Source organism: Devosia ginsengisoli (assembly GCF_007859655.1).
Lineage (GTDB): Bacteria > Pseudomonadota > Alphaproteobacteria > Rhizobiales > Devosiaceae > Devosia > Devosia ginsengisoli.
On sequence record NZ_CP042304.1, the window covers coordinates 3,972,684 to 3,985,440 of the forward strand.

At 64.6% G+C, this 12,757-nt stretch carries 12 protein-coding genes; 7 read left to right on the top strand and 5 right to left on the bottom strand.

From position 1 onward, the window contains the following. Positions 1-23: 23 nt before the first annotated feature. The 7 genes from FPZ08_RS19410 to FPZ08_RS19440 all read left to right on the top strand — a co-directional run bounded on the left by FPZ08_RS19410 (position 24) and on the right by FPZ08_RS19440 (position 8,365). Complete coding sequence (locus FPZ08_RS19410) at positions 24-1,625, top strand: ABC transporter substrate-binding protein (RefSeq protein WP_146292000.1); 1,602 nt, start codon at positions 24-26, stop codon at positions 1,623-1,625. A gap of 75 nt (positions 1,626-1,700) precedes the next feature. Continuing rightward, entirely contained in the window at positions 1,701-2,675 is a 975-nt protein-coding gene (locus tag FPZ08_RS19415; RefSeq protein ID WP_146292002.1) for an ABC transporter permease, read from the top strand. Then, the gene (locus FPZ08_RS19420; protein WP_146292004.1) at positions 2,672-3,583 is read left to right on the top strand and encodes an ABC transporter permease; all 912 of its coding nucleotides are present in this window, start codon (positions 2,672-2,674) and stop codon (positions 3,581-3,583) included. Before FPZ08_RS19415 ends, FPZ08_RS19420 begins: the two co-directional genes overlap by 4 nt. Then, complete coding sequence (locus tag FPZ08_RS19425) at positions 3,580-4,581, top strand: ABC transporter ATP-binding protein (RefSeq protein ID WP_146292006.1); 1,002 nt, start codon at positions 3,580-3,582, stop codon at positions 4,579-4,581. The genes FPZ08_RS19420 and FPZ08_RS19425 overlap by 4 nt, the downstream gene beginning before the upstream one ends. Further along, on the top strand, positions 4,578-5,582 hold the full coding sequence (locus FPZ08_RS19430) for an ABC transporter ATP-binding protein (RefSeq protein ID WP_210246829.1): 1,005 nt from the start codon (positions 4,578-4,580) through the stop codon (positions 5,580-5,582). Before FPZ08_RS19425 ends, FPZ08_RS19430 begins: the two co-directional genes overlap by 4 nt. Beyond that, a complete protein-coding gene (locus tag FPZ08_RS19435; protein ID WP_146292008.1) occupies positions 5,579-7,129 on the top strand; it encodes a hypothetical protein in 1,551 nt (516 codons plus the stop codon). Before FPZ08_RS19430 ends, FPZ08_RS19435 begins: the two co-directional genes overlap by 4 nt. 33 nt (positions 7,130-7,162) lie before the next feature. Further along, the gene (locus FPZ08_RS19440) at positions 7,163-8,365 is read left to right on the top strand and encodes an aminotransferase class V-fold PLP-dependent enzyme (protein WP_146292010.1); all 1,203 of its coding nucleotides are present in this window, start codon (positions 7,163-7,165) and stop codon (positions 8,363-8,365) included. 84 nt (positions 8,366-8,449) lie between these two features. On the opposite strand, the gene FPZ08_RS19445 is transcribed toward FPZ08_RS19440, so the two are convergent. Genes FPZ08_RS19445 through FPZ08_RS19465 form a run of 5 tightly spaced genes read right to left on the bottom strand, consistent with a single transcriptional unit; the run spans position 8,450 to position 12,719 of the window. Beyond that, positions 8,450-8,935: a RidA family protein gene (locus tag FPZ08_RS19445; RefSeq protein WP_210246830.1), complete on the bottom strand. Its 486-nt coding sequence runs from the start codon at positions 8,933-8,935 to the stop codon at positions 8,450-8,452. A gap of 2 nt (positions 8,936-8,937) precedes the next feature. After that, entirely contained in the window at positions 8,938-9,909 is a 972-nt protein-coding gene (locus FPZ08_RS19450) for an ABC transporter ATP-binding protein (RefSeq protein WP_146292011.1), read from the bottom strand. Continuing rightward, positions 9,902-10,933, bottom strand: a complete 1,032-nt coding sequence (locus FPZ08_RS19455; RefSeq protein WP_246132726.1) for an ABC transporter ATP-binding protein — start codon at positions 10,931-10,933, stop codon at positions 9,902-9,904. The genes FPZ08_RS19450 and FPZ08_RS19455 overlap by 8 nt, the downstream gene beginning before the upstream one ends. After that, entirely contained in the window at positions 10,933-11,796 is an 864-nt protein-coding gene (locus tag FPZ08_RS19460; RefSeq protein WP_146292013.1) for an ABC transporter permease, read from the bottom strand. The genes FPZ08_RS19455 and FPZ08_RS19460 overlap by 1 nt, the downstream gene beginning before the upstream one ends. Beyond that, the gene (locus tag FPZ08_RS19465) at positions 11,796-12,719 is read right to left on the bottom strand and encodes an ABC transporter permease (RefSeq protein WP_281285693.1); all 924 of its coding nucleotides are present in this window, start codon (positions 12,717-12,719) and stop codon (positions 11,796-11,798) included. Before FPZ08_RS19465 ends, FPZ08_RS19460 begins: the two co-directional genes overlap by 1 nt. Between the last annotated feature and the right edge of the window lie 38 nt (positions 12,720-12,757).

Genomic DNA, 12,757 nt, shown 5'->3' on the forward strand with positions numbered 1-12,757 from the left:
TGACATAGAGAAAGGTGCCCACGATGTCATTTCTAGACTCTTCTCGCATGTATCTGGCGCGGACCGCCTCAAGCCTCATCCTGCTCGCTGCGCTCGGAGCCGCCCCAGCCCTGGCGCAGGAATTGGTCATGGGCATGGCGTCCGCCCCCACCTCGATCGACCCGCATTTCCACGCCAACAGCTCCAACATTTCCATGACGGGCCAGGTCTTCGAGGGCCTGACCTGGAAGGACGAGTTCATGCAGCCTCATGCCAGCCTAGCTGAAAGCTGGCACGTGACCGAGGATGGCGTGTGGACCTTCCACCTCCGCCAGGGCGTGACCTTCCACAATGGCGAACCCTTCACCGCCGATGACGTGGTGTTCACCTTCGACCGCCTGCCCACCATCACCGACAGCCCCAGCCCTTTCACCGCCCGGCTGGCCGATATCGAGTCCTACCGTGCCATCGACGAGCACACGCTCGAAGTCGTCACCAAGGGCGCAGCGCCGAACCTTCCGATCAACCTGGCCGACGTGCAGATCGTCTCGCGCGCCGTGGGCGAGGGCAAGACGACCGACGACTATGTCACGGGCGAAGCCATGATCGGCACCGGCCCCTACAAGTTCGTGTCGGCACGGATCGGGGAAGTCTACGAATTTGCCCGCAATGACGATTATTGGGGCGAAACGCCAGCCTGGGAAACGGTTACCCAGCGCGTCATCGGCTCCGACCCGGCACGCGTCGCTGCGCTGCTGTCGGGCGATGTCGACCTGATCTCGGACGTGCCGGTCACCGACTTCGCCACCATCGAAGCCAATCCCGACATGCGCCTGTGGTCGACCGGGACCAGCAGCATCGCCTTCATCGCGCTCGACGTCGAGCATGAAAAGCCCATTCCGGGCCAGGCGACCGACCTTGCCGGCAACGACCTGCCGGTCAATCCGATGCTCGACCAGCGCGTACGTCATGCCCTTTCCATGGCCATCGACCGTGTGGGCTTGGTGGAACGCGGGCTCAGCAACGATGCTTACCCGGCCAGCCAGTTGGTGCCCGAGGGCATGTTCGGCTTCAATCCCGACATTCCAGTCGAGCCCTTCGACCTCGAAGGCGCCAAGGCGCTCCTGGCCGAGGCCGGTTATCCCGACGGTTTCAAGGTCGTGCTCTCGACGTCCAATGACGACACGATGCGCGCCCGGGCCGTCCAGGCGGTGGCGCAGATGTGGACCCGCGCCGGCGTGCAGACCACGGTGGAAACCATGCCGCATGCGGTCTTCATCCCCAAGACCAATGACTTCGAATATGCCCATATGATCCATTCCTGGGGCACTTCGACCGGCGAGGCGGCCTACACGCTGCGTGGCATTGCGGGCACGCGCGACCACGAGAATGGCATCGGTACCTCCAATCGCGGCCGCTATTCCAATCCGGAAGTCGACACCCTGGTGGTCGAAGCCTCCTCCACCGTGGACGACGCCGTACGTGAAGAACTGCTGCAGCGTGCCATGGCCATGGTGGTCACCGAGGACTATGGGTTGATCCCGCTCTACAACCGCAAGGCGACCTGGGCCTCCAACGCCTCGGTGGTCTATACGCCCTCGCGGGCCAATGTGAGCAACGCGCTCTTCGCCCGCCCGGCTGAATAGCGACAAATCGGGGGCAGGGCGTCGCGGGCGCCCGCCCCTTCCACCCCTCTTGCGACCGGCAAGCGAAGGCACGTCATGACCGAAATGATCATCCGCAGGCTGCTGCAGTCTGTCGTGACGCTGCTGGTTCTGAGCTTCATTACCTTTGCCGGTATCTACCTGATCGGCAATCCCATGGAAGTGCTGGCCGATGAATCGGCCACTGCGGCGCAGATCCAGGCCGCGACCGAACGGCTCGGGCTCGATCAGCCGCTCTGGGTGCAATATTGGCACTATATGGAACGGCTCTTTGCGGGTGATTTCGGCCGCTCCTATGTCACCAGCCTGCCCGTCTCCACCATGATCCTGCAGCGCCTGCCCGCCACGCTGGAAATGACTGTCACCTCGCTGCTCATTTCGGTCGGCATCGGCCTGCCGCTGGGAGTTGTCGCTGGGGTATTTCCCAAAAGCCCCTGGTCGCGTGGCGGAAGCGTGCTGTCGGTGCTGGGATTCAGCCTGCCCAATTTCTGGTTCGGCCTCATGCTGCTGCTCTGCCTTGCCGTGTGGTTTCCCATCCTGCCCGCCATCGGCCGCGGCCAGACGGTCGAGGTCAACGGCGTCGCCTGGAGCTTCCTGACCCAGGACGGGCTGGCGCATCTGGCCATGCCGGCGCTGACCCTGGCCATCGGCAACATGGCGCTGATGTTCCGGCTGGCAAAGTCGGGCATGCAGGAAGTCATGCTGCTCGACTATATCAAGCTGGCGCGCATCAAGGGTCTGCCCTCGCGCCGTATTGTAGTCGTCCACGCCCTGCGCAATGTGATGATCCCGATCATCACCATTGTCGGGCTAGAGATCGGCGGCCTGATCGCTGGTTCCATCATCACCGAAACCGTCTTCGCCTGGCCCGGCATCGGCAAGCTGCTGATCGATTCCATCAACATGCTCGACCGGCCGGTGGTCGTCGCCTACATGCTCATCTTCACCTTCACCTTCGTGCTCATCAACCTCATCGTCGACATCTGCTACATCGTGCTCGACCCGCGGACCCGCGAGGCGCTGCAAGGATGACATCCACTCCTCTCGCCCGCCCCGCCATGCGCTTTTCCGAGCGGCCGCTGGGCCGGTTCTGGCGCGAATATTCCCAGAGCCATGCCGCCGTCTTCGGTCTGGTCATGACCCTGATCCTGATCGCTGTCGCGTTCCTTGCGCCCCTCATCGCGCCGCAGGACCCATACGACCTGATGCAGGTCGATTTCATGGACAGCGAACTGCCGCCCGGGGCCATAGGCGGGGCGGGGCAGACCTATGTGTTGGGCACGGACGCCAATGGGCGCGACATGCTCTCGGCCCTCTTATTCGGGCTGCGGGCCAGCTTCATGGTGGCGCTGTCGAGCCTGGGCATCGCCCTGGTTTTCGGCACGCTGATGGGGCTGGTATCGGCCTATGCCGGGCGCTGGGTGGATTCGCTCATCATGCGCATCGTCGATATCCAGATGAGCTTTCCCACCATTCTCGTCGCCATGATGCTGATGGTGACCTTCGGGCGCGGCATCGACAAGACGATCTTCGCGCTGGCCGTGGTGCAATGGGCCTATTTCGCCCGCAATGTCCGCGCCTCGGCCCTGGTGGAACGGAGCCGCGAATATGTGCTGGCGGCGCAACTGGCGCAAGTTCCCACCTTCCGCATCCTGTGGCGCCATATCCTGCCCAATTGCCTGCCGCCGCTCATGGTCATCGCCTCGATCCAGCTTGCCTCGGCCGTATCGATCGAAGCATCCCTGTCCTTTCTCGGGCTGGGCATGCCGGTCACTCAGCCTTCGCTGGGCATGCTGATCTCCAATGGCTTCGGCTATCTTCTGGGCGGCAAATACTGGATCAGCGTTGCCCCGGGCATCGCGCTCGGCCTCACCGTCTTTTCCCTCAGCCTCATGTCCGATCGGCTGCGCGACATGTTCAATCCGAGGTTGAAGCGATGAACCGGCCCCTGCTCGAAGTGCGCAACCTGCAGACACATTTTCTCACCAGTATGGGCGCGATCCGCGCCGTCGACGATGTGAGCTTCGCGCTGCAGCGCGGCGAGGTTCTGGGCCTGGTCGGCGAATCCGGCTCGGGCAAGACCATTACCGGCTATTCCATCCTGGGCGTGGTGGACGAGCCGGGCCAGATCGTCGGCGGCGAGATCGTGCTGCGCGATGCCGAGGATCGGGAAGTGGTGCTCAACCATCTGGGCGAAAAGCAGCTGCGGCGCCTGCGCGGCAACCGCATCGCGATGATCATGCAGGATCCCATGATGTCGCTCAATCCGTCGCTGCGCATCGGCACCCAGCTCGTCGAGACGGTGCTGGCTCATCGCCAGGTGTCGCGGTCCGAGGCGGAGCGCCGCGCCGTGGACGTGATGCGCCGGGTCGGCATTCCCGATCCCGAACAGCGCATACAGGCTTTTCCGCATGAATTCTCCGGCGGCATGCGGCAGCGCATCGCCATCGCCATCGCGCTCATTAACGAGCCGGACCTGATCATCGCTGACGAGCCGACCACAGCGCTGGACGTCACCACGCAGGTGCAAATCCTGGTCGAGGTGCAGAAGCTCGCGCGCGACACCGGCACGGCCTGGATCTGGATCACCCACGACCTGGCGGTGGTCGCGGGCCTGGCCCAGCATGTCGCCGTCATGTATGCGGGCAAGGTAGTAGAATTCGGTGCCACCGAAGACCTGCTCGACCATCCCCGCCATCCCTATACGCGCGGATTGATCGCCTCCATTCCCGGCGAGGGCGAGCTGGCCTCCGGCCGGCGTCTGCACCAGATCCCCGGCAATACGCCGTCCCTGCTCAACCTGCCCGAAGGCTGCGCCTTTCGCACCCGCTGCGACCGGGCCGGCGCGCAATGCGACATCCAGCCCATGCTGGAAACCAGTCCCGCCGGGAATCGCGCCTTGCGCTGTTGGCACCCATTGGAAGGGCAATCACCATGACGCCCGACGCAAAAATCGAGTCCCTGCTCGAAATGCGGGGCATCGAGCATATCTTTGGCCGCCGCGAGGACTGGGTCGACAAGGGCGTCCGGCTGATCCGCGGCAAGCGGACCGCCCCGGCCCGCGTCCGGGCTCTCAACGGCGTCGATCTCACGCTGCGCAAGGGCGAGGTGCTTGGCATTGCCGGTGAATCGGGGTGCGGCAAATCCACATTGGGCCGCGCCATGGTCGGGCTGATGCATCCCACAGGCGGCAGCGTGACCTATCGCGGTCAGCCGGTGATGCGCGGGCGCCGACCCCGCCACCTCAAGTTGCAGATGATCTTTCAGGATTCAGGCTCCGTCCTCAACCCCCGCCTGCGGGTCAAGGAACTGATCGGGGAAGGGCCGATCCTGCATGGATTGCTGGCGCGCCGGGACCTCGAAGACTTCGTCGCCGACCAGCTCGAAACGGTCGGCATGGCGCCCGATGTCATGAACCGTTATCCGCACCAGTTTTCGGGCGGGCAGCGCCAGCGCATCAATATCGCCCGTGTCCTGGCCCTCCAGCCGGAAACCATCGTCTGCGACGAATCGGTGGCCGCGCTCGACGTTTCCATCCAGGCGCAGATCCTCAACCTGTTCATGGACCTCAAGGACAGGTTCGGGCTTACCTATGCCTTCATCAGCCACGACCTGGGCGTGCTCCGCCACATCTCGGACCGCATCATGGTAATGTATCTGGGCCGGGTGGTGGAGGAAGGGCCGGCGGCAGAGGTCTTCGCCAATCCGCGCCATCCCTATACGCGCGCGCTGCTCGAAAACGCCCCGCGGCTCTCGCGCCGCAACCAGACCTTCCAGGCTGTACCAGGCGAGGTGCCTTCGCCCCTCAACATGCCCAGCGGCTGCGCTTTCCACACGCGCTGCGCGCTGCGGCGTCCCGAATGCAGCCTTTCCGTTCCAAACCTGATAGGCAGCGGAGCGCACCGCCACGCCTGTCCTATCGTGGAGGCCGCAGCATGAGCGCCGAACGCTGGCACGACACCAATAGCGCGGACCTGATCGGTACCCGGGCGGAGCGGGCGCAATTGTTCGAGCATCTGGTAGCGGCGACCCTGCGGCGGCAGGCCATCTCGCCGGCCAAGAACCGCATCTTTGATATCGACGTCACACGGGACATGGGCCGGCATCGCGATGCCTTGCTGGATGCCGCGACGCCGGCCGAGCTCTGGTATGCGCTCAACCTGCTGTCCAATACGCGGCGCGATCGGCATTTGCAGGTGGAAGCCGTGCCCGGGGGCATCATGCCGCCGGCCGATATCGAGGCCCGAAAGATCCGCAATTACGGCGCGCTCGACACCAATGGAGCGCCGCGCCTGGATATCGAATTGGCCACCGATTTCGGCGGCGACCGACCCCGGCTCTTCCTTGCTGGCATGGCGCCGGGCCTGGCGCTCCCTGCCGGCCTGGAGGTTGGGGCATTCCTCACCGCGGTCGATGGTCTGCCCTTCGCCGATTATGTGGCGAGGATCGAGCCCTACCATTGCTACTCGACGCCGACCTTCTTCTGGTACCACCTGCCGCATCACATCGTGCGGCAGGGGAGCGAGCTTCCCGCGCACAGCAAACAGTTGCGGCTGAGCTTCGAAACGGCCTCGGGCCCCGTCGAGATCAGGCTGCCATATCGGGACCCGCAGTCTTTTATTCCGCCCAAGCCTACCCGCTATGCCGGCTGGTCCTGCCTCGGCGAATGGGAAAGCTGCCGCCTGCATCTGGCGCCGGGCGCCGCCGTCATCGCCCTGGAATGGCTCGGCTTCGGCCCCACCCTTTGCGCCGATGTCGATGCGCTGATGGCGCTCTGCATTGCGCAGAATCTTCTGGGCCATGGCCTGATCTTCGACGCCAGCATCAGTCGCGGCGGCGACTATGGCGGCTATCTGCTGCGCGTCCTCGCCAAGGCCCGCTTCCAGATCAATCTGGGCGATCTGCGGCGCTGCGACGCCATTCCCGGCATTATCGATGAGGTGCTGGCCGAGGATGACGAAGCTCTCGCCTCCGGGCGGCTCAACCAGGGACAGGTGGCTGCGACAGGCTGGCGCAAACGCTGGCTGCTCGAGGCGGTGCTGCCCTCGCTGCCCGAGGGCGGCTCCACCCCCGCCGTGCCCTTCAAATGCGCCCATCAGCCCATGGACGGCGATGGCTGGCTCGAACCGGCGGAGACCCATTTCACCGGTCCGATGGTCATGCTCACCATGCCGTTCGGCGGCTCGCATATCGACCAGGTCGCGGCCCAGATCGCCGACAACCGGATGTGCATCGCCCATATCGGCATGCCGCTGGGGGGCTTTTCGAAAACCTGGGTCGGCACCGAGATATTGCGCCTGCCCTCGGGCCAACCCATCGCCGCCTTCCAGTGGAGCTGCGGCAATACCATCCGCCCCAATGGCGAGGTGCTGGAGAGCAATCCGGCCATGCCGGACCGACCATATCCGGTGATGCGCGACAATTTCACCACCCACCACGCCGAGATGCTCGACCAGGCCTGCGCTTTGCTGCTGGGTCGTGACTGAACACGAATTCTGACGCCATCGGGACCCACTTCCATGTCCACAATAGCTCCAGTCCAAGCGCACGCCCCGCATCTCGCCTGCGGTTCCGAGGCGCTGCGCGCGCTGTTTCCGGCCTTGGCCCGCACCACCTATCTGTCGATCTGCGACAAGACGATCCTCGCCGATCCGGTGCGCGGCAGTGTCGAGACATTCCTCGATCGCCTGGCGCAGGCCTCGGCCAATCGCGTGGATCACGAGGAAATGGTCACGGCCTCGCGCCGAAAATTCGCCCGGCTGGTTGGTGCAGGCGAGGACGAGATTGCGGTCATGCGCAATGTCTCTGACGGGATCAACAGCATCGCCACGGCCTTTCCCCTCGCGGAGGGCGACAATGTACTGCTGGCCTTGGGCGCCGAGCATCCCAACAATATCTATCCCTGGCTGCACCAGCAGCGCCGCGGCATCGAATTGCGCAACATTCCCGCTTCCGAGGGCCATATAGATGTCGGCGCCCTCGTATCAGCCATGGACGCACGCACCAGGCTGGTTTCGGTCGCGTCGGTGAGTTTTGCCCCCGGGGAGCGCACCGACTTGATGGCGCTGGGCACCGAATGCCGCAAGCGGGGAATCTTCCTCCTTGTCGACGGCGTGCAGTCGGCCGGCATCCTCCATCACGACTTCGGGCAGGAACCGATCGACGGCTTCGCGTCTTCGACCAGCAAAGGGCTGCTCGGTCTCTATGGCTATGGCTTCCTCTACGTGCGCCGGGCCTGGCTGGACCGGCTGATGCCCGTCCATATGTCGCGCACTGGCGTCAGCGCCGACAACGACGATGCCTCCGCCATGGGCGATCTGCGCTATACCCCTCGTCCCGATGCCCAGCGCTTCGAGCTGGGCAGCTACAATCTCGCTGGCGCTTATGCCGCGGATGCTGCGTTGGATCTTATCCTGGGTCTTGGCACCAAGGCGATCGAAGCCCATGTGCTGGCCTTGGCCGAAGAGTTGCGCGAAGGGCTGCAACGTCTCGGCCTGCCGGTCTTCATCCCGCGCCTGCCCGCACATTTGGTCACGGTGGGGACGGTCGATGCCGGCGGCCACGGCTATTCCACCGATCCTGTTATCACGCGCTACCATGGCCGGCTGGCGGACGCCGGTATCGTCAGCACCATACGTCGTGGTCAGCTCCGCATGGGTTTGCACGCCTATAGCAACCGCGCAGATATCGAGGCCGTACTGCAATGTGTCGGTCGCTCCTGACCTCGATATCATCCTGATTGCCGAGGATGGGCGGGCGACCGACATGGAACGTATCGGCGCCCAGGTGGGGCTGCATCCGACCAACTATCCATGCAATTCGAAAATAGCCTCGATCTCTACCGTCGCCTGCATGGGGAGCGATCCCATCCCTACCGCGGAGCGGGCATGAATGCCGGCCTCGCCGAAAATGTCGGCGAACAGATCGGAACAGCCGTCGATGACGGCGGGATGATCGGCAAAGTCCGGCGTCGCCCGCACCATGCCGAACAATTTGCTGACGCCGGCCACCTGGTCCAGGCTGCCGATCGCATCGCGCGCCACGGCCAGCAAGGCCAAACCCGCCAGCCGTGCGTGGTCATAGGCCTCCGCGCGCGAGATATCGTCGCCCACCACGCCGGTGATCGGCGCGCCATCCCGGCCGCGGGGAATCTGTCCCGACAGATAGAGCGTCTGGCCGATGCGTTTGGCATTGGCGAAACGCGCCACCGGCTTGGGGGAGGTCGGCAATTCGATGCGCAAGGCGGCAAGCCGTTCTTCGTTGGTCATGTGGGCGCGGCTGTCCATATCCATGATTAAAGTTCGTTGCGGCGCAGGCATGCCACGCTGTGGCCATTGCCCAGCGCCTCGAGCATCGGCACAGCCTGGGCACATTGCGGTGCAGCATGGGGGCAGCGCGTGCGGAACACGCAGCCCGATGGCGGCGAAATAGGGCTGGGAATGTCGCCCTTGAGCACCTGGCGCGGCGCCCGGGGCGCCATGCTCGGAACCGGCGAGGTGGCGATGAGCGCCCGCGTATAGGGGTGGGTCGGATTGCCGTAGATCGCCTGGCGCGGCCCGCTTTCCACCACCCGCCCCAGATACATGACGATGACTTCGTCGCACAGATATTCGACCACCGAGAGATCGTGCGAGATGAAGAGCATGGTCAGGCCTAGGCTCTGCTGGAGGTCCTGCAGCAAGTTGAGGATTTGCGCCTGTACTGAGACGTCCAGCGCCGATACCGGCTCGTCCGCGACGATGAATTCGGGCTCGACGGCCAAGGCCCGGGCGATCCCGATACGCTGGCGCTGGCCGCCGGAAAATTCGTGCGGGAAGCGGCCGGCATGGTCGCCCGACAGTCCGACCTGTTCCAGCAATTGCCGGATACGCTCCCGCCTGGCGTGGCCGGACAGCCTGGTATGGGTAACCAGCGCCTCCCCCAGAATGGCTTCGACGCGCATGGTGGGGTTGAGGCTGGAATAGGGATCCTGAAAAACGATCTGCATGCGCTTGCGATAGGCATGCATGTCGCGTTTCGAGAGGCGGAAAATATCGGTCTCGCCGAACAGCGCCGCGCCGGCGGTAGGCTCGACCAGCCGCAGCAGGGTGCGCCCCACCGTCGTCTTGCCCGAGCCGGATTCCCCGACCAGGCCGACAATCGTGCCCTTGCGGATGGAGAAGCTGACATCCTCCACAGCATGAACGACAGCGCCGCCGGCCGCCGGAAACAGCTTCTGCAGGCCCTTCACTTCGAGCAAAGGCGCCGCATATCCAGCATTATTCATGGCTGAGGACCTCATGGCGAATGCAGCGCGTCCAGCCATCGCCGGAAGCGACCAGCGCCGGGTGGGTCGTGCGGCAGGCCGGAGTGACATAGCCGCAGCGCGGTGCAAAGACACAACCGGTGCGGGGCGCGGTGACTGGTGGCACGCTGCCGGGAATGGCCAGCAGGCGGCGACGTTCGTCACCTGTTGCGGCCAGGGCCGCATTGGGCGTGGCCGCCAGCAGACCCTTGGTATAGGGGTGGCGCTGCTGCGCGAAAATGCTGGCCACGGGGCCCTTCTCGACCACTTGGCCGGCATACATGACGACGAGTTCGTCGGCGATCTCGGCCACGACGCCCAGATTATGCGTGATGAACAGGATGGACATCTGGTAGCGGCTCTGCAGGCGCTTGAGCAGGTCGATGATCTGCGCCTGAATGGTGACGTCGAGCGCGGTGGTCGGTTCATCGGCAATCAGCAGCCGCGGGCGGCAGGCCAGCGCCATGGCGATCATCACGCGCTGCCGCATGCCGCCCGACATCTGGTGCGGGTAGTCATGCACCCGTTTCGCCGCCGCCGGCATTTCGACGGTCTCCAGCAGTTCGACGACGCGGTGCATGGCGGCCGCGCGGTCGATCCGCTCGTGCAGCGTGATCATCTCCGCGATCTGGTCGCCGACGGTAAAGAGCGGATTGAGGCTCGACATCGGCTCCTGGAAGATCATGGCGATTTCGGAGCCGCGCATGCGCCGCATCTGGGCGTCGCTGGCTTTGGCCAGATCGGTCACCGTTCCCGCGCGATCGCGATAGAGGATTTCTCCGCCGACGATGCGGCCGGGCGCTGCCAGCAGCCGCATGATGGACAGGCTGGTCACCGACTTTCCTGATCCCGATTCCCCCACCACGGCCACCGTCCGGTTGTCGGGCACGTCGATGCTGACGCCATCGACGGAACGGGCCGTGGAATTGCGGAAGACGAAATGGGTCTTCAGGTCGCGCACCGACAGGGCAAGGCTTTGATCCATTGCGAGAGCAGCTGTCGCCATTACATGTCCTTGCGCAGTTTGGGGTCGAGAATGTCGCGCAGGCCATCGCCGAGCAGTTGCAGCGACAGCACGGCGGCAACGACCGCCAGCCCCGGCGTGACCAGCACCCAGGGCGCCTGGTCGGCATAGGTGCGCGCCTCGTTGATCATGGCGCCCCAGGTCGGCACGTCGGGGGAGGTGCCGACGCCCAGGAAGGACAGTCCCGCCTCGGCCAGCATGGCATTGGCGAAGATGAAGGTGGCCTGCACCAGAATAGGCGAGGTGAGGTTCCGCAAGACATGGCGTACCACGATGCGCGGGGTCGAAACGCCAAGGGCAATCGCCGCCTCGACATAAGTCAGTTGGCGGATGATCAGCGTCGAGGCCCGCACCACACGGGCGACGCGCGGCGCATAGACGATGCCGAGCGCGATGACGACATTGGTTGTCGATGGCCCCAAAGCGGCCACGAGCGAGATGGCCAGCAACACATCGGGAAACGCCATCATGGCATCGGTCAGACGGGCGATGGGGCCATCGAGACGCTTGAAGAACCCGGCCATGACGCCCATCGTCACGCCCAGCACCACGGCCAGCACGACAACCATCAGGCTGACAAGGAGCGATGTGCGGCCCGCATGCAGCAGGCGGGCGAACAGATCCCGCCCCAGATCGTCGGTGCCGAGTAGATGGACGCCGAGCGGCGGCTGCAACCGCGAGGCCAACGACAGCCTGGTCGGCGAAAAGGGTGTCAGGAGTGGCGCCGCGACCAGCGCCAGCACGATGGCGATAAACAGCGCCAGCCCCATCACCGCCATACGGTTGCCGAGCAGCGGCCGCAGCCAGGTGGCGCCGAAGCGCCTGTTATGGATCAGGGATGCCATCAGTAGCGCACCCGCGGATCAACGATGAGATAGAGCATGTCGATGATGAAGTTGATGAGCACATAGAGGCCGGCAATGATCAGCAAAGCGCCCTGGATCACCGGATAGTCGCGGCGCGATACCGCCGACACGACCAGGTTGCCGATGCCGGGCAGGCCGAACACCGTTTCGGTGACCACGGCGCCGGAGATCAGCACGGCGGCGGTAAGCCCGATGACCGTGATGATGGGGATCAGCGCATTCTTGAGCGCATGCCGCAGGATCACGCGGAATTCCGACATGCCCTTGGAGCGGGCGGTCCGCACATAGTCCTCGCCCAGAACGTCGAGCATCGCGGCGCGGGTGAAGCGGATGATTAGCGCGGAACTGACCACGCCAAGCGCAACGGCGGGCAGCACCAGGTGATAGAGCCGATCGCCGAATGATGCGCCCGGCCCGCCATAGCCAGATACCGGGAACCAGCCCAGCCGCACCGAGAATAGCTGCATCAGCATGAGCGACAGCCAGAAGCCCGGAATGCTGGCGGCCAGCATGGCCAGAGTCGTGATCCCCTGGTCGAAGAGCGAGCCACGGCGATAGGCCGAAATGATGCCGACCGGCAGGGCGATGACGCAGGCGATGGCCAGCGCGAAGACCGTCAGGAAAAAGGTCGGTTCCGCCCGGCTCCAGATGGCGGTCAGAACGGGCTGCCCGAGGAAGATGGATTCCCCCAGATCGCCCTGCAGCATCTGCTGGACGTAGACCAGATACTGCAATGGCAGCGGGGCATCGAGCCCCAGCCGGGCGCGCAATGCCGCGATATCGGCGGCGCTGGCATCTGGCCCGAGCATGATCGCAGCCGGATCGCCGGGGGTTACCCGCACGATCAGGAAGACGATGGTGACGACGAGAAACATCACCGCCGCCATGCCGACAATGCGCATCAGGATGTAGCGCAACGTGCCGTTGAGCGGGCGGGCGC